We start from the raw sequence: 15209 nt of genomic DNA on the forward strand, positions 1-15209 counted from the left end.
CATCACGCGGCCTCTCCGGGTGCGCACGCCGGCGCGTTCTCGTCCCAGGCCTCGCACATGCGGCGGGCGACGGCGAGATTGGAGGTGGTCAGCACGTCCAGCGTCGCGCCCCAGGCCACCGTCGAGCGCGCCAGCAGCAGGGTCTGGGGAAAATGCGCGCGCACCAGCTCGAGATCGTGCAGCACGGCGACCACGGTGCGCCCCTCGCCGTTCCAGCGCTCCACCAGCGCGGTCAGGTCGGCGATGGTGCCGGCGTCGAGCGCGTTGAACGGTTCGTCGAGCAGGATCAGCCGCGCATCCTGCAGCAGCAGGCGGGCGAACAGCGTGCGCTGCATCTGGCCGCCGGACAGGGTGGCGATGGGCCGGTCCTCGAAACCTTCGAGCCCGACCGCGGCGATGGCCGCCTCGATCCGTGCCCGGTCGGCGCGGCCGATGCCGCCGAACAGCCCGGTGCGCCGCCACAGGCCCATGGCGACGAGGTCGTAGACGTCGATGGGAAAGGAACGGTCGACCTCGGCCGCCTGCGGCAGATAGGCGGTCTCCTGCGCCGGCACGGCGCCCTCGATCCTTCCCGACAGCGGCGCGAGGACGCCGGCAATGCCCTTCAGCAGGGTCGACTTGCCGGCGCCGTTCGGCCCGCACACGGCGAGCAGGGAGCGTTCCGGCACCTCACCCTCGAGATGGTGCACGGCCGGGTGGCGCTCATAGCCGAGCGTCAGGTCGCGGAAGGCGAGCACGGGTGCCATCACGCCCCCACCCCGCCGATAACCCACAGCGCCGCCGCCCACAACAGCGCCGCCAGCGGCACCGCCATAGCGAGCCGCTGCCACACCGAGAGCCGCAGCAGCGAGGCCGAGGGCCGCGCCGGCGGATGGCGCCGCCCGGGCCCATGGGAATGACCGTGCGGATGCCCATGGGCGTGCGCATGCCCGTGCGCGCCGGAAGGGGTGTGGGTGTGGGCACCCTCATGCGAACTCGCCGGGGCATGGCTCTGCGGCGGGGTGCGATGGGGGTCGTGGGACGGGGGCGGCACGCTGGCGATGGGCATCGGGTCTCTCCGGGAGCGGAAGTGATATAACATATCAATTCGCTTTGCCTAGAGAAAATGATGCAATGTATCGCCTGGTCCCCACATCCCTCGCCGCGCCTGAGCCACGTCAACGACCATGCCGGCCGGCGGAGATAGGCTAAATTGACCGCACGGCGCGTCTCGACGGCGCGGCCGCGCCGACTTAAGAGAAGGCGCGTTGCCCTGCCGGCGCTGCCGGCGCTTCCGACTGGAGCCCGTTCATGGATATTTCCCGCATCTCGGCCGGACCGAATCCGCCTGAGGAGATTCACGTCATCATCGAGATTCCCGCCGGCGGGGCGCCGGTGAAGTACGAGATCGACAAGGAATCGGGCGCGCTCTTCGTCGACCGCTTCCTGCACACGCCGATGTTCTACCCGGGCAATTACGGCTTCATCCCGCAGACGCTGGGAGACGACGGCGACCCGCTCGACGTGGTCGTGATCTCGCCGATCCCGCTGCTCGCCGGCTCCGTCATCCCCGCCCGTCCGGTCGGCGTGCTGATGATGACCGACGAGAAGGGCGGCGACGAGAAGATCCTCGCCGTGCCCGCGGACTCGGTCTACCCCTACCACGCCAAGGTCAAGAACTACTCCGACCTGCCGCCGCTCATCATCGAGCAGATCGCCCACTTCTTCACCCACTACAAGGATCTGGAGAAGGGCAAGACGGTCTCCGTCGCCGACTGGCGCGACGCCGCCGGCGCCCACGAGATCATCAAGCGCGGCCTCGCAGCCGCGAAGAAGTGAGCACGGCGCCGCACCGGGCACCGACGAGCTGACGACAACCCGGAGGGCCGGTTCCACGCGGAGCCGGCCCTCCCTCGTTCATGGGCGCCGCGCCGGATGGGCATCGGGCGGATACGCCTTGGCATCCTGATTGCTCGCTCCGGCTCCGGCTCATATCCCGCGCCGGAGTTCCCATGCCCCTCAATTTCCAGAACCGCGGCTCCTATCGCGACCGCATCATCCCCGCCTCCGAGCTCAAGGACGTCGGCCCGCCGCCCTATGGCGACAGCTACCCCGTGAAGCTGCCGGACGGCGACTGGGCGGACCTGCCCTTCCTCGCCCTGCCGCCCGATTTCGACACGGCGATTGCCTATCTGTGCATCACCGAGAACTCGTTCGAGCTCGAGGACCGACTGAGCAGCGCCATGGCCGACGCCGTGCGTGACCTCGCGCCGGAAATCGTGGTCGGCATGCCGACGCTGGGCATGGTGCTCGCCGCCTCGGTGGCGAAGAAGCTCGGCCACCCGCACTACGTGCCGCTGAGCTATTCGCGCAAGTTCTGGTTCGAGGACGAGCTGTCCATCCCCGTCATCTCCATCACCAGCCCGCTCAAGCCGAAGACGGTGTTCATCGACCCGCGCCTGCTGGAGCGGATGGAGGGCAAGCGCGTGCTGCTGGTCGAGGACGTGATCTCCACCGGCGGCACCGTCTCCGCCGAGCTGGAACTGATGCGGCGCATCGGCGCCGATGTGGTCGGCGTCGTCACCGCGATCCGGGAGACGAACGTCTGGCAGAAGGCGCTCGGCGCCATCGACCCGTCCTGGCCCGCCCTCGTGCGCGCGCCGATCTCCTGCCCGCTGTTCCGCAAGGGCGAGGGCGGTTGGTACCCGGACTGGTCGACCCTGCCGGAATGAGCGCGGAAAGCGTGCGTCCGCTCAGCCGGTGAAGCCCATCCCGGCCAGAGCGCGCTGCAGCGCGCCGCCGATCACCACGCCCTCCCCGGCCGCGCGGTCGCGGTTGGCGAGGCGCCGGGTGCCCGGCAGCCGCGCGCCGGGCTCGGCCTCGATGGTGCGGGCCAGCCGCTCGAGATGGTCGAGATAGGCGTCGCCCGCCCCCCGCGACGGGTCGATGGCGATGACGAGCTGGCCGAGCGCCGCCGGCGGGCCCTCGCCGTCGAAGAAGCTCGGCGCGTCGATCGAGAGGGTGGAGGCGGTCAGCGCCGCCGCCATCACCTCGATGATGAAGGCGAGCGCCGTGCCCTTGGCCTCGCCCATCGGCACCATCGTGCCGCCGAGCCCCGCCTTCGCGTCGGTGGTCGGCCGGCCCTCGGCGTCGAGCGCCCAGCCTTCCGGGATCGGCTCGCCGCGCTGGGCCGCCGCCATGAGATTGCCGCGCGCCACCTTCGCCACCGAGAGGTCGACCACCGCGGGCGCGCGCCCCTTCAGCGGCGTGGCGAAGGCGATCGGGTTGGTGCCGAACATGGCCCTCCGCCCGCCCCAGGGGGCGATCGAGGCCGGGGCGGTGGCGAAGGCGAGCCCGACCAACCCCTGCTCCGCCAGCCGCTCAACCGGCTGGCCGGCGACGCCGAAATGGCTGGACCGGCGCAGGATCATCAGGCCGATTCCGGCCTCGCGCGTGATCGCCTCGAGCTGGGGCAGCCCGGTTTCGATGGCCGGGTAAGCGAACCCGTTGCCGGCATCGACGGCGAGCACCGCCGGCGCCACGCGCCGCGCCACCGGCACCGCGTGGCCGTCGATCTTGCCGCTCGCCACCATCGCGGAGTAGCTCGGCAGCCGGCTCAGCCCGTGCGTCGCCAGCCCGTCCGCCTCGGCGGCGACGAGGGCGCGGGCGGTGAGCGCGGCATTGGCCGGCAGCGTGCCGAAGCGCTCCAGCACCCGGGCGGCATAGAGGCGGGCCTCGTCGAGCGTTACCCGGCGGGGAGCGAGCGGCGAGGCGGCGGCCTTGTCGGCGGAGGCCTTATCAGCGGAGGTCTTGTCGGCTGAAGTCCTGGCGTCCATCAGAGCGCGGCCCCGCCGAGCGGTCCGGCCGGCAACCGCGCGAGATCGAAGCGGTGCACGTCCGCCAGCAGCTCGACGAAGGCGCGCGCGCCGTAGAAGGCGCAGGTCTCGCCCTTTTCGACGCTGGCCTCGGTGGCGTCGCCCATGGCGCCGGCGGGCTGTATGTCCTGCGCCATCCAGCCAAAGCCGGCCGGCGTGCCCGCGCGCAGGAAGGCGAATTCCTGCTCCATGGCGAGCGTCGCGGGCGGGAAGTCGCGCACCTGGTCCATGCGGATCATGTCCGGGCGGAACGCCATCATCAGCGAGGTCTCGATGCCGCCGGCATGGATGCCGTGCTGGCGCTCCTGCGGCGAGAACAGCCCTTCGGGATAGCCGAAGCGGTGCCAGGAGACCGTCACCGCCAGCATGCCGAGCCGGGCGCGCAGGTCGCGCGCCACCACGTCGAGCATCGGCACGTTGCCGCCATGCGAATTGGCGATGACGAGCTTGCGCACCCCGGCGCGGTGCACGCTCTCGCCGATCTCGCTCCAGGCGCGGATGACCGTCTCCGCCGACAGCGTGAGCGTGCCGGGGAAATGGATATGCTCGTTGGACTTGCCGATCGCCTGCAGCGGCAGGAACACCGCCGGCAGGTCGTCCGGGAGAAGCTTCATCACCTCCTCGATATAGCCCTCGCCGATCATCGTATCGACGCCGACCGGCAGGTGCGGGCCGTGCTGCTCGACCGCGGCCACCGGCAGCACGGCGATCCAGTCGGCCGTGTCGCCCTCGGCGAAATCGGTCCAGGCGAGTTCGGTCCAGAAGCGTTTGGGCGGCATGGCACTGATCCGGCAAGTCGAGCAATACGGGCGGCGGCGATACAGGCGGTGGATGGGCGCGTTCTAGGCTCAATCCGCCTTCGCCGCCAGCGCCTCGACCTCGACCTTGAACTCCGGCCGGGTGAAACCGGAGACGATCATCAGGGTGGAGGCGGGCGGCGGATCGGCGATGAAGGCGTCGCGCGCGGCCATGTAGCCGGCCATGTGCGCGCGGTCGGTCACATAGGCGTTGAGACGCACGATATCGGCCGGCCCCATGCCCGCCTCGGCGAGGCAGGCGGCGATGGCGGCGAAACACAACGTCGCCTGCGCCTCCGCGCTTTCGGGGATGGCGTCCTCGGGCGAGATGCCGAGCTGGCCCGAGACCAGCAGGAGGCGCGCCCCGGCGGGAATTTCGACCGCGTGGCTGTAGCGCGCGAACGGCCGGCGGACGGCGTCGGGAACGAGATGGCGAAGCATGGCCCCACGCTAGGAGCACCCGGCGCGGTTCGCAACTGCGGGAGAGGACGGTACAGGCATATGTGCATCCGTCTTAAGCTCGCCTATCATGGCGCCATCTGCACCCCGCCCGCCGCCCCTTCGCACCGGATGGAGACATCGATGCGCCTGCGTCTTCCGCGCCTGCGTGATCTCGCCCCCTTCGCCGCCCCCCTCGCCGCCGCCTTCGCCGTCTTCCTCACCCTCGCCGCGCCGGCCGCACGGGCAGCCGACAAGGTGACCTTCGGCACCAACTGGGTGGCGCAGGCCGAGCATGGCGGCTTCTACCAGGCGGTAGTGGACGGCACCTATGCGAAGTACGGGCTCGACGTGACCATCGTGCCGGGCGGGCCGCAGGCCAATAACCGGCTGCTGCTGCCGGTCGGCAAGATCGACTTCTACATGGGCGCCAACATGCTGCAGGCCTTCTCCTCGGTGGCCGAGGAGATCCCGACCGAGGTAGTCGCGGCCATGTTCCAGAAGGACCCGCAGGTGCTGATCGCGCACCCGGACGTGAAGACGTTCGAGGACCTGAAGACGCGGACCCTGTTCATCTCCAAGGAAGGGCTGGCGAGCTACTACCAGTGGCTGGTCGCCGATTACGGCTTCAGCGAGAGCCAGGTGAAGCCCTACACCTTCAATGCCGCGCCGTTCCTCGCCGACGAGAACAGCGCCATGCAGGGCTACATCACCTCCGAGCCGCTGGCGGTCGAGAAGCAGGGCGGCTTCAAGCCGAAGCTGTTCCTGCTGGCCGACGAGGGCTTCGACACCTATTCGACCACGATCGAGACCCGCACCGAGCTGGTGAAGGAGAACCCGGACCTCGTCCAGCGCTTCGTCGATGCCTCGATCATTGGCTGGTACAACTATCTCTACGGCGACAACACCAAGGCCAACGAGCTGATAAAGAAAGACAATCCGGAAATGACCGACGAGATGATCGCCTTCTCCATCGCCAAGATGAAGGAGTACGGCATCGTCGATTCCGGGGACACCAGGACGATGGGCATCGGCGCGATGACCGACGCGAAGATGAAGAGCTTCTTCGACAAGATGGTCGCCGCCAAGGTGGTCGACGGCGGCATCGACTATAAGAAGTCCTACACGCTGCAATTCGTGAACAAGGGCGTCGGCAAGGACCTCGCCAAATAGGCCGATGCCGTTTCGCATGAACGCCGCCATCCAAAAGCCCGCCACCCGAGAGCCCGCCGCCCGCATGTCCGCCCCCCTCGTCTCGCTCGACGGCGTCGGCAAGCGCTTCGCCAACACGGTGACGGCGCTTGAAGGGCTCGACATGCAGGTGCGGCAGGGCGAGTTCCTCTCGCTGCTCGGCCCTTCGGGCTGCGGCAAGTCGACGGCGCTGCGCCTCATCGCCGGCCTGTCCGAGCCGAGCGCCGGCACCATCGAATGGAACGGCGAGCAGGCCGCGCGCCGCTCCATCGGCTTCGTGTTCCAGGAGCCGACGCTGATGCCCTGGGCGAGCGTGTTCGGCAACGTCCACCTGCCGCTCAAGCTCGCCGGCGTCGGGCGCCGGCAGGCCGAGCCGGCGATCGCCGAGGCGCTGGAGATGGTCGGACTGTCCTCCTTCCGCGACGCCTATCCGCGCGAGCTCTCAGGCGGCATGAAGATGCGCGTCTCCATCGCCCGCGCGCTGGTCACGCGGCCGCGCCTGCTGCTGATGGACGAACCCTTCGCCGCGCTCGACGAGATCACCCGCTTCAAGTTGAACAACGACCTGCTCGAGGTCTGGCGCCGGCTCGGCTGCACCATCGTCTTCGTCACCCATTCGGTGTTCGAATCCGTGTTCCTGTCGACCCGCATCCTGGTGTTCCGCGCCCGCCCCGGCCGCGTCTCGGCGGAGCTGTCGATCGATCCCGACCAGCCGCGCGACGAGGCGTACCGCACCTCGCCGGAATATGTCGGCCTGTGCCGGGAGACCTCGCTCGCGCTCGCCCGCGCGATGGACGCGCAGTAGGACGGGGCGCGCCATGGAGACCTCCCCGCTCCGCTGGCTGCTTCCGGTGGCTGTCATGGCCGCCCTCGTCATCGGCTGGGAGGCGATCGTCGATCTCAACGACCTGCCGCCCTACATCCTGCCGAGCCCGGCCCAGGTGGTGGAGACGCTCATCGCCGACCACGCGGTGCTGCTGCAGTCGATGCTGGTGACGCTGCGCACCACGGCGCTGGCGCTGACCTTCGCGGTGGCGGGCGGGGTGGCGCTGGCGCTGATCTTCGCCAGCGCGCGGATCGTCGAGTTCTCGCTGTTCCCGATCGCCGTCATCCTGCAGGTGACGCCGGTGATCGCCATCGCGCCGCTGATGCTGATCTATCTGAGCACCGATACCGCGGTGCTGGTCTGCGCCTGGATCGTCGCCTTCTTCCCGGTGCTGGCCAACACCACGCTCGGCCTCAACTCGGTCGACCCGAACCTGCGAGACCTGTTCCGGCTCGCCGGCGCCAGCCGCTGGCAGACGCTGGTACAGCTCCGCCTGCCGACCGCCCTACCCTATTTCCTCGGCGGGCTGCGCATCGCCGGCGGGCTGGCGCTGATCGGTGCCGTGGTCGGCGAGATCGCCGCCGGCTCGGCCGGACAGGGCTCGGGCCTCGCCTTCCGCATCGTCGAATCCGCCTACCGGCTGAACATTCCGCGCATGTTCGCCGCGCTGCTGCTCATCTCGCTGGCCGGCATCCTGATCTATGCCGTGCTGAGCCTCATCTCGTGGCTGGCGCTGCGGCGCTGGCACGAGAGCGCGCTGGCGAACGGCTGAATGCCATGGACCGTCAACCTGCCAACGTTGCTGCCGACCTCGCCGATCTCCCCGCCGCCTTCACCCTCGCCGGTGCGCACGTACCGGCCTGCCTACTGCCGGACGGCGCCTGGAGCGCGGGCCGCGAGGGGCTGGCCGCGGTCGACGTCGCGGTCGCCGACGGGCGGGTGGCGGCGCTGACGCCCGCCGGCGAGGCCGCACAGCCCGGCCCGGCCCGCCTCGACCTCGCCGGGCGCCTCGTTCTGCCCGGCTTCGTCGACATCCACACCCATCTCGACAAGGGCTTCATCTGGCAGCGCGCGCCGAACCCGGACGGCAGCTTCGACGGCGCCATGGCGGCGGTCGCCGCCGACCGCGCCGCCAACTGGTCGGAGGAGGACATCGCCCGCCGCTTCGACTTCGCGCTGCGCTGCGCCCACGCCCACGGCACCGTGGCGATCCGCACCCATCTCGATTCGGAGGGCCCGCGCGCCGCCACCGCCTGGCGCGTCTTCGCCGCGATGCGCGAGGCCTGGCGCGGGCGGATCGAGCTTCAGGCGGTCGGCCTGATCCCGATCGACAGCGTGATGGACGACGCGCTGTTCGCGACCCTGATCGAGCTCATCCGCGCCCATGGCGGGCTGCTCGGCAGCTATACCTATGCGACGCCCAACCTCGTCCCCGGCCTCGAGCGGCTGTTCGCGGCGGCGGAGCGCTGGGGCCTCGCCCTCGACCTCCATGTCGATGAGCGCGACCGCAACGGGCGCGGCCTGTTCGAGATCGCCACCCTCGCCCGCGAGCGGCGCTTCGAGGGGCCGATCCTCGCCGGCCATTGCTGCGCGCTCTCGGTGAAGGCGGCGGAGGAGATCGACCGCACGCTGGACCTCGTCGCGCAGGCCGGCATTGGTGTGGTATCGCTGCCCATGTGCAACCTCTACCTTCAGGACCGCGCGCCCGGCCGCACCCCGCGCTGGCGGGGCGTCACCCTGCTCCACGAGATGAAGGCGCGCGGCATTCCGGTGATGGTGGCGAGCGACAACACCCGCGACCCCTTCTATGCCTATGGCGACCTGGACCTTGCCGAGGTCTATCGCGAGGCGACCCGCATCGCCCATCTCGACCATCCCGCCGCCGACTGGCCGGCCGTGGTCTCGCGCGCCCCGGCGCAGTGGATGGGGCTGGAGGCCGGCCGTCTCGCGCCCGGCGCGGCGGCCGACCTCGTCCTCTTCCGCGCCCGCAGCCTCAACGAATGGCTCGCCCGGCCGCAGGGGGCGCGCGGCGTGCTGCGGAAGGGCCGCCTCCTCGACGCGGCCGTGCCCGACTACGCTGAACTCGACGACGCGATGCAGACCCGGAAGGCCCCGCGCCATGGCCCATGACATCCCCGCGCTCAAGGCCCGGCTCGCCGGCATCCGGCTGGAGGACAATCCCGCTCTGGTGCGCCAGAAGAGCCGCGACTTCTACTGGTACTCGCCGACGCTGAAGCGCCAGCTCGACGACGTCACCGGCGAGATCGTCGCCTTCCCCGCCAGCGAGGACGAGGTGCTGCGCATCCTCGAAGCCTGCTTCGCGCTCGCCATCCCCGTCACCCCGCGCGGCGCCGGCACCGGCAATTATGGGCAGGCCATGCCTCTCGCCGGCGGACTGGTGCTGGACCTCTCCGGCCTTAACGAGGTGCTGGAGATCGCGCCCGGCCGGGTGCGGGCGCAGGCCGGCGCCATCATGGCCGATATCGACGCCGCCTGCCGCGCCTCCGGGCAGGAGCTGCGCCTTCATCCCTCCACCTACCGCACCGCCTCGATCGGCGGCTTCGTCGCCGGCGGCTCGGGCGGGGTCGGCTCCATCACCTGGGGCGGGCTGCGCGACCTCGGCAACATCCTGCGCCTTCGCCTCGCCACCATGGAGGCGCGCCCGCGCATCCTCGAGCTCGAGGGCGAGGCACTGCAGAAGGTCTCGCACGCTTACGGCACCAACGGCGTCATCCTCGAGGTCGAGATGCCGCTGGCGCCGGCCTGCGACTGGATCGAGGCGATCGTCGGCTTCGAGGACTTCGCCACCGCCGCCGCCTATGCCAACGCGCTCGGCGAACAGGACGCCATCCTCAAGAAGCTGGTCTCGGTGATCGCCGCGCCGCTGCCGCAGGACTATTTCCTGCGCCACCGCCCCTATTTGCCGGACGGCCTGCACGTGGTGCTGGCCATGCTCGCCCCGGTCGCCGGCGCCGCCTTCGCCGATTTCACGGCGCGCTGGCGGGGGCGCATGCTGTTCCGCTCGGACCAGCTCGATCCCGACGCGCGCAAGGGCCTGCCCCCGCTCTACGAGCTGTCGTGGAACCACACCACGCTGCGCGCGCTCCGGGTCGACCCCTCGATCACCTATCTGCAGACGCTCTACCCGTTCCCCGACCAGCTCGACCTCGTGGCGCGCATCCATGCCGAGCTCGGCGAGGAGGTGCCCGCCCATCTCGAATTCGTGCGCTTCGACGGGAAGGTGACCTGCTTCGGCCTGCCGCTGGTGCGCTTCACCACCGAGGAGCGGCTGGAGGAGATCGTCGCCCGCCACGAGGCGACCGGCATTCCGGTGTTCAATCCCCACCGCTACACGCTTGAGGAGGGCGGCATGAAGCAGACCGACGCGGCCCAGCTCGCGTTCAAGCGCGAGGCCGACCCGGCCGGCCTACTCAATCCGGGCAAAATGATCGCCTTCGAGCATCCCGATTTCGATTTCGGCGCCGGGCGCACCTACCTCTTTCGAGGCCTCGGAGGCGTAGCCTGATGCGCGCGCTGGTCGTCTACTGCCACCCGGTCGGGGAGAGCTTCAGCGCCGCGCTGCGCGACGCGGTGCTGCGCGGGCTGAAGGCGGGCGGGCACGAGGCCGACCTGATCGACCTCTATGGCGAGGACTTCCAGCCCGCCCTCACGCGCCAGGAGCGGCTCGACTACCACCAGCCCGGCCTCAACGCGCAGACGGTATCGGAACACCTCGAACGGCTGAAGGCGGCCGAGGCGCTGGTGTTCGTCGCTCCCACCTGGTGGTACGGGCCGCCGGCCATGCTGAAGGGCTGGCTGGACCGTGTGCTGGTGCCCTACGAGACTTTCGGCCTGCCCAGGCCCTTCCGCCCGCTCGAACGCCGGCTCACCAATATCCGGCTCATCGCCGCCGTGAGCACGCTCGGCTCGCCCTGGTTCTGGTGGCTATGGGTCGGCCAGCCGGGGCGGCGAATCCTGCTCGACGGGGTCGGCGGCATCATCCATCCGCGGGCGCGAAAGCTCTGGCTGGCGCTGCACAGCATGGACTCTACCACCGAAGCCAAGTGTTCGGCCTTTCTTTCGCGTGTCGAGGCGCGCTTCGCCCGGCTATAGATCCTACCACCGCGAGAGGTATTTTGACGGCGAAGAGGTTTGCCGCCATCTTTCTGTTACGGCGCGCGGTTCTTGTTGCAACACGAAGTTGCTGTCGCGGCGAATCGAATGGGGGCCACCATGAAGGACGGCTTCGAAAAGAATATCGGACATCGGCTCCATCACGCAGCGCGCCTGCAGCGCGCTCTTGCAGCCCGCAAGCTCCACGAGTTCGGGCTCTTCCCCGGCCAGGAAACGGTGCTCAAGCTGCTCGCCGAATCGGACGGGCGAACCATGACGGAGCTCGCCTCGGCGTTGCAGGTGCGCCCGCCCACCGCCTCCAAGACCGTGGGCCGGCTCTCCGCCCAGGGTCTTCTGGCTCGCCGGGCGGCCGAAGGCGACGCCCGGCTGGTGCGGGTCTACCTCACCGACGAAGGCCGTGCCCGCGCCCAGTCCATCGACGACATATGGACCTCGCTCGAGGACACCATGGTCTCGGGGCTCGACGGCAAGGACCGCAAGCGGCTGCGCAAGCTGTTGCGCCGCATCGAGAAGAACCTTTCGGGCCAGCTCGGCGCGATCAGCGTCGAGCCGGACGACGATCCCGTCGATGCGGACGAGACGGCCTGAGACCCTACCGAGACGTACAGGAGTACCAATGTCCGCTACCGATTCCCGGCCCGAGCTGCTGCAGACGGGCCCGATGATGCCCATGATCGAGGCCCAGCTCACCGAGCGTTTCACGGTCCACCGGCTCGACGGCGCCGATCCCGAGGCGGTGCTGGCGCAGGCCGGCCCGCGCATCCGCGCCGTCGCGACGGGGGTCGGCTCGACCGCCGGCGGCAAGCGCCGCGTGACCGGCGACCTGCTCGCGCGCCTGCCCAAGGTCGAGATCGTGGCCAATTTCGGCGTCGGCTACGACGCGGTGGACACGGACGCGGCGGCCGGGCGCGGCATTGTCGTCACCAACACGCCGGGCGTGCTCGACGACGAGGTGGCGGACCTGTCGGTGGCGCTGCTGCTCGCCACCATCCGCCGGCTGCCGCAAGCCGAGCGGCACCTGCGCGCCGGGCTGTGGCCCAAAGGCGGATTTCCGCTGACCCCGACGCTGCGCGACCGCACCATCGGCATCGTCGGCATGGGCCGGATCGGGCGCGCCATCGCCCGCCGGCTGGAGGGTTTCGGCCGGCCGATCGTCTATCACAGCCGGCGGCCGGTCGCCGACGTGCCCTACCGCCACTATCCCTCGCTGGTCGAGATGGCGCGGGACGCCGACGCGCTCATCGTCATCGTGCCGGGCGGGCCGGAGACGAACAACATGATCAATGCCGAGGTGCTCGCCGCGCTCGGCCCCGCCGGCACGCTGATCAACGTGGCACGCGGCTCGGTGGTCGACGAGCCGGCGCTGATCAAGGCGCTCGCAGAGGGCACCATCGCCAGCGCCGGCCTCGACGTGTTCGCCGACGAGCCGAACGTGCCCGAGGCGCTGATCGCGATGGACAATGTCGTCCTGCTGCCGCACGTCGCCTCCGCGACCCACGTCACCCGCAACGCCATGGGCCAGCTCGTGGTTGACAATCTCGCCGCCTGGTTCGAAGGCCGCCCGCCCCTGACGCCGGTACCGGAAACCCCGGTGCCGGCGAGGGTCTGAGGAGGCCCGCATGAGCGCTCCGGCGCGGCGTCCCGGGCGGTGCGGAACGGGCGGCGTCCCGCCCTCGTGGCGTCTCGCCGCGTTCCTGTGCGCGCTCCTGCTCGCGCCGGCTATGCTCGCCCTTCCCGGCGGCAGGGCGCTGCGCGCGCAGGACGCCGACGTGAGCGAGCCCTCGCAGACCGACCTTTCGCAGGCCGGTTCCGCGTCCACCGACCCCTCCCCGGCGCAGGCCGCCGCCACGCTGGCCGCCGACTACCAGCTCACCAATGCCGATGGCGATCAGGTCTGCGCCATGTCGCTCTCGGCGCGGCGGCGCGGCGGGCAGACGGCCGATGGCGGGCCGCTGTTCGACCTCAGCTTCAACAGGCAGGCCTGCGCCGCCACCATCCTGTTCTCGCCCGACATCGCCGCCTGGACGCCCGCCTCGGGCAACGCCATCCAGCTCCTGCGCGGCGACGGCAGCCTCGTGGCCGAGTTCACCGAGGGCATAGACGGCACCTGGGAGGCGCTGCGCGAGGGCGACGGCGTCTATTTCCTGGTCAATCCGCGCATCGCCGACGCCGCGCGGCTCCAGCCCTCCGACCTGTTCGGCCAATGGGACCTCGGGCGCGCGCCGGGCCGGCCGGCCTGCCGCATCCGCTTTTCCGACGCGCCGATGCGCCCGAGCGGCTACCGCCTCGATCCCGACCCGAATTGCGGCCTGCTGTTCGGCCGGGCCAGCACGCCCGACCGCTGGCGGCTGGAGCAGGGCGAGCTCATCCTCGAGAACGCGACCGGGGCGCGCCTGCATTTCAGCCCCAACGAGGACGACGACTGGATCAAGGTGCCGGCGAACAACCGCCCGCTCTTCCTCACCCGCGTCCCCTGAGAGGGGCCCGCGCTACACCCCGATCGGCATGCGCGAGGGATCGCGTGCCACCGCGCGCGGAGCGACCAGCGCCTTCCAGGTCGAAAGCGCCCGGTTCACCGGGTTGAAGGCCGGGCGCGGGATGAAACGGCCGCGCCCCGGGCGGGGCGCATCGTTGCGCCCCTCCGACCAGACCACCTCGCCGCGCGAGAGCGTGTAGCGCGGCAGGCCGCGCACCTCGAAACCCTCAAACACGTTGTAGTCGATGATGGATTTCTGCCGCGCGGCGGCGATGGTCTTGCCCGCCTTCGGGTCGAGCACCACGATGTCGGCATCGGCGCCGGGGATCAGCGCCCCCTTCCTCGGATAGAGGTTGAGGATGCGGGCGATGTTGGTCGAGGTCACGGCGACGAACTCGTTCGGCGTCAGCCTCCCGGTCTCCACGCCCCGCGTCCACAGCATCGGCAGCCGGTCCTCCAGCCCGCCGGTGCCGTTCGGGATGCGGGTGAAGTCGTCGAGGCCCATGCGCTTCTGCGCGGTGCTGAACGCGCAATGGTCGGTGGCGACGACCTGGAGCGAGCCGGCCGCGAGCCCCGCCCACAAGCTGTCCTGATGCACCCTGTCGCGGAAGGGCGGCGACATCACGCGCTGGGCGGCATAGTCCCAGTCGGTGTTGGCGTAGACGCCCTCGTCGAGGGTGAGGTGCTGGATCAGCGGCTCGCCATAGACCCGCATGCCCTTCTGCCGCGCCCGGCGGATCGCCTCATGCGCCTGCTCGCAGGACACGTGCACGATGTAGACTGGCACGCCGGCCGCGTCCGCGATCATGATCGCGCGGTTGGCCGCCTCGCCCTCCACCTCGGGCGGGCGCGAGAAGGCGTGCGCCTCGGGTCCGCGCGTGCCCTCGGCGAGGAACTTCTGCTGGAGCGCGGCGACGATGTCGCCGTTCTCGGCATGCACCAGCGGCAGCGCGCCGAGCGCGGCGCAGCGCTGGAACGAGGCGAACATCTGGTCGTCGTCGACCATCAGCGCGCCCTTGTAGGCCATGAAGTGCTTGAAGCTGTTCACGCCGCGCGCGACCACCGCCTCCATCGCCTCGAAGATCGGCTCCGACCAGCCGGTGATGCACATGTGGAACGAATAGTCGGCGCTGGCCTGCCGGCTGGCGCGCGCCTCCCAGGCGTCGAGCGCGGCGGTCAGGTTCTCGTCGTCCGGGATGACGAAGTCGACCACCAGCGTGGTGCCGCCCGAGAGCGCGGCGAAGGTGCCGCTTTCCCAGGTCTCGGCCGCCGTGGTGCCCATGAAGGGCATTTCGAGATGGGTGTGTGGGTCGATGCCGCCGGGCATCACATAGGTGCCGGAGGCGTCGAGCACCGTGTCGGCCGACAGGCCGGCGCCGATGGCGGCGATCGTCTCGCCCTCGATCAGCACGTCCGCCTCGTAGGAGCGGTCGGCGGCGATCACGGTGCCGCCCTTGATGACGATCGACATCGGCACGTCTCCTCCGCTCTGT

17 protein-coding genes are annotated in these 15209 nt (G+C 70.3%); 11 read left to right on the forward strand and 6 right to left on the reverse strand.

Annotated elements, in window-relative coordinates; all coding sequences use genetic code 11:
- Nucleotides 1-2 precede the first annotated feature (2 nt).
- A complete protein-coding gene (gene aztA / locus NVS89_RS20285; RefSeq protein WP_258734581.1) occupies nucleotides 3-746 on the reverse strand; it encodes a zinc ABC transporter ATP-binding protein AztA in 744 nt (247 codons plus the stop codon).
- The gene (locus tag NVS89_RS20290) at nucleotides 746-1048 is read right to left on the reverse strand and encodes a hypothetical protein (RefSeq protein ID WP_258734582.1); all 303 of its coding nucleotides are present in this window, start codon (nucleotides 1046-1048) and stop codon (nucleotides 746-748) included. The genes aztA and NVS89_RS20290 overlap by 1 nt, the downstream gene beginning before the upstream one ends.
- A 242-nt stretch (nucleotides 1049-1290) precedes the next feature.
- Between NVS89_RS20290 and ppa the strand changes: the two genes are divergently transcribed.
- Together ppa and NVS89_RS20300 are read left to right on the forward strand one after the other, a co-directional pair.
- On the forward strand, nucleotides 1291-1818 hold the full coding sequence (ppa, locus tag NVS89_RS20295; protein WP_258734583.1) for an inorganic diphosphatase: 528 nt from the start codon (nucleotides 1291-1293) through the stop codon (nucleotides 1816-1818).
- Between the two features lie 173 nt (nucleotides 1819-1991).
- Nucleotides 1992-2711, forward strand: a complete 720-nt coding sequence (locus tag NVS89_RS20300; protein ID WP_258734584.1) for a phosphoribosyltransferase — start codon at nucleotides 1992-1994, stop codon at nucleotides 2709-2711.
- Nucleotides 2712-2732: 21 nt separating this feature from the next.
- On the opposite strand, the gene NVS89_RS20305 is transcribed toward NVS89_RS20300, so the two are convergent.
- The 3 genes from NVS89_RS20305 to NVS89_RS20315 all read right to left on the reverse strand — a co-directional run bounded on the left by NVS89_RS20305 (nucleotide 2733) and on the right by NVS89_RS20315 (nucleotide 5092).
- Nucleotides 2733-3815 carry an Ldh family oxidoreductase gene (locus NVS89_RS20305; protein WP_258734585.1) on the reverse strand — a complete coding sequence of 361 codons (1083 nt, stop codon included), beginning with the start codon at nucleotides 3813-3815 and terminating at the stop codon, nucleotides 2733-2735.
- Nucleotides 3815-4633 carry a creatininase family protein gene (locus tag NVS89_RS20310; protein WP_258734586.1) on the reverse strand — a complete coding sequence of 273 codons (819 nt, stop codon included), beginning with the start codon at nucleotides 4631-4633 and terminating at the stop codon, nucleotides 3815-3817. The genes NVS89_RS20305 and NVS89_RS20310 overlap by 1 nt, the downstream gene beginning before the upstream one ends.
- Nucleotides 4634-4702: 69 nt before the next feature.
- Nucleotides 4703-5092, reverse strand: coding sequence for a RidA family protein (locus tag NVS89_RS20315; protein ID WP_258734587.1), 390 nt, complete (start codon nucleotides 5090-5092; stop codon nucleotides 4703-4705).
- Nucleotides 5093-5233: 141 nt separating this feature from the next.
- Here NVS89_RS20315 and NVS89_RS20320 point away from each other — a divergent pair, with 141 nt between their 5' ends.
- The 9 genes from NVS89_RS20320 to NVS89_RS20360 all read left to right on the forward strand — a co-directional run bounded on the left by NVS89_RS20320 (nucleotide 5234) and on the right by NVS89_RS20360 (nucleotide 13717).
- Complete coding sequence (locus NVS89_RS20320) at nucleotides 5234-6262, forward strand: ABC transporter substrate-binding protein (protein ID WP_258734588.1); 1029 nt, start codon at nucleotides 5234-5236, stop codon at nucleotides 6260-6262.
- Nucleotides 6263-6326: 64 nt separating this feature from the next.
- Nucleotides 6327-7085: an ABC transporter ATP-binding protein gene (locus tag NVS89_RS20325; protein WP_258734589.1), complete on the forward strand. Its 759-nt coding sequence runs from the start codon at nucleotides 6327-6329 to the stop codon at nucleotides 7083-7085.
- A gap of 13 nt (nucleotides 7086-7098) precedes the next feature.
- Nucleotides 7099-7878 carry an ABC transporter permease gene (locus tag NVS89_RS20330; RefSeq protein WP_258734590.1) on the forward strand — a complete coding sequence of 260 codons (780 nt, stop codon included), beginning with the start codon at nucleotides 7099-7101 and terminating at the stop codon, nucleotides 7876-7878.
- 5 nt (nucleotides 7879-7883) lie between these two features.
- The gene (locus NVS89_RS20335) at nucleotides 7884-9236 is read left to right on the forward strand and encodes a cytosine deaminase (protein ID WP_258734591.1); all 1353 of its coding nucleotides are present in this window, start codon (nucleotides 7884-7886) and stop codon (nucleotides 9234-9236) included.
- Nucleotides 9226-10632 (forward strand): FAD-binding oxidoreductase, encoded by a 1407-nt coding sequence (locus tag NVS89_RS20340; RefSeq protein WP_258734592.1) that lies wholly within the window; start codon nucleotides 9226-9228, stop codon nucleotides 10630-10632. Before NVS89_RS20335 ends, NVS89_RS20340 begins: the two co-directional genes overlap by 11 nt.
- On the forward strand, nucleotides 10632-11219 hold the full coding sequence (locus NVS89_RS20345) for an NAD(P)H-dependent oxidoreductase (protein ID WP_258734593.1): 588 nt from the start codon (nucleotides 10632-10634) through the stop codon (nucleotides 11217-11219). Before NVS89_RS20340 ends, NVS89_RS20345 begins: the two co-directional genes overlap by 1 nt.
- 120 nt (nucleotides 11220-11339) lie before the next feature.
- Nucleotides 11340-11828, forward strand: coding sequence for a MarR family winged helix-turn-helix transcriptional regulator (locus NVS89_RS20350; RefSeq protein WP_258734641.1), 489 nt, complete (start codon nucleotides 11340-11342; stop codon nucleotides 11826-11828).
- Between the two features lie 28 nt (nucleotides 11829-11856).
- The gene (locus NVS89_RS20355) at nucleotides 11857-12849 is read left to right on the forward strand and encodes a 2-hydroxyacid dehydrogenase (RefSeq protein WP_258734594.1); all 993 of its coding nucleotides are present in this window, start codon (nucleotides 11857-11859) and stop codon (nucleotides 12847-12849) included.
- Between the two features lie 10 nt (nucleotides 12850-12859).
- Nucleotides 12860-13717: an AprI/Inh family metalloprotease inhibitor gene (locus tag NVS89_RS20360; protein WP_258734595.1), complete on the forward strand. Its 858-nt coding sequence runs from the start codon at nucleotides 12860-12862 to the stop codon at nucleotides 13715-13717.
- Between the two features lie 12 nt (nucleotides 13718-13729).
- Here the strand turns inward: NVS89_RS20360 and hydA are convergent, their stop codons facing one another.
- Nucleotides 13730-15187, reverse strand: coding sequence for a dihydropyrimidinase (gene hydA / locus NVS89_RS20365; RefSeq protein WP_258734596.1), 1458 nt, complete (start codon nucleotides 15185-15187; stop codon nucleotides 13730-13732).
- Between the last annotated feature and the right edge of the window lie 22 nt (nucleotides 15188-15209).

It is taken from the genome of Ancylobacter mangrovi (genome assembly GCF_024752355.1).
Classification (GTDB): Bacteria; Pseudomonadota; Alphaproteobacteria; order Rhizobiales; family Xanthobacteraceae; genus Ancylobacter; species Ancylobacter mangrovi.

Bases quoted from the DNA above. Each gene is read 5' to 3' on its own strand.
- aztA (WP_258734581.1), bottom strand. From the start codon at position 746: ATGGCACCCGTGCTCGCCTTCCGCGACCTGACGCTCGGCTATGAGCGC.
- NVS89_RS20290 (WP_258734582.1), bottom strand. From the start codon at position 1,048: ATGCCCATCGCCAGCGTGCCGCCCCCGTCCCACGACCCCCATCGCACC.
- ppa (WP_258734583.1), top strand. From the start codon at position 1,291: ATGGATATTTCCCGCATCTCGGCCGGACCGAATCCGCCTGAGGAGATT.
- NVS89_RS20300 (WP_258734584.1), top strand. From the start codon at position 1,992: ATGCCCCTCAATTTCCAGAACCGCGGCTCCTATCGCGACCGCATCATC.
- NVS89_RS20305 (WP_258734585.1), bottom strand. From the start codon at position 3,815: ATGGACGCCAGGACTTCAGCCGACAAGACCTCCGCTGATAAGGCCTCC.
- NVS89_RS20310 (WP_258734586.1), bottom strand. From the start codon at position 4,633: ATGCCGCCCAAACGCTTCTGGACCGAACTCGCCTGGACCGATTTCGCC.
- NVS89_RS20315 (WP_258734587.1), bottom strand. From the start codon at position 5,092: ATGCTTCGCCATCTCGTTCCCGACGCCGTCCGCCGGCCGTTCGCGCGC.
- NVS89_RS20320 (WP_258734588.1), top strand. From the start codon at position 5,234: ATGCGCCTGCGTCTTCCGCGCCTGCGTGATCTCGCCCCCTTCGCCGCC.
- NVS89_RS20325 (WP_258734589.1), top strand. From the start codon at position 6,327: ATGTCCGCCCCCCTCGTCTCGCTCGACGGCGTCGGCAAGCGCTTCGCC.
- NVS89_RS20330 (WP_258734590.1), top strand. From the start codon at position 7,099: ATGGAGACCTCCCCGCTCCGCTGGCTGCTTCCGGTGGCTGTCATGGCC.
- NVS89_RS20335 (WP_258734591.1), top strand. From the start codon at position 7,884: ATGGACCGTCAACCTGCCAACGTTGCTGCCGACCTCGCCGATCTCCCC.
- NVS89_RS20340 (WP_258734592.1), top strand. From the start codon at position 9,226: ATGGCCCATGACATCCCCGCGCTCAAGGCCCGGCTCGCCGGCATCCGG.
- NVS89_RS20345 (WP_258734593.1), top strand. From the start codon at position 10,632: ATGCGCGCGCTGGTCGTCTACTGCCACCCGGTCGGGGAGAGCTTCAGC.
- NVS89_RS20350 (WP_258734641.1), top strand. From the start codon at position 11,340: ATGAAGGACGGCTTCGAAAAGAATATCGGACATCGGCTCCATCACGCA.
- NVS89_RS20355 (WP_258734594.1), top strand. From the start codon at position 11,857: ATGTCCGCTACCGATTCCCGGCCCGAGCTGCTGCAGACGGGCCCGATG.
- NVS89_RS20360 (WP_258734595.1), top strand. From the start codon at position 12,860: ATGAGCGCTCCGGCGCGGCGTCCCGGGCGGTGCGGAACGGGCGGCGTC.
- hydA (WP_258734596.1), bottom strand. From the start codon at position 15,187: ATGTCGATCGTCATCAAGGGCGGCACCGTGATCGCCGCCGACCGCTCC.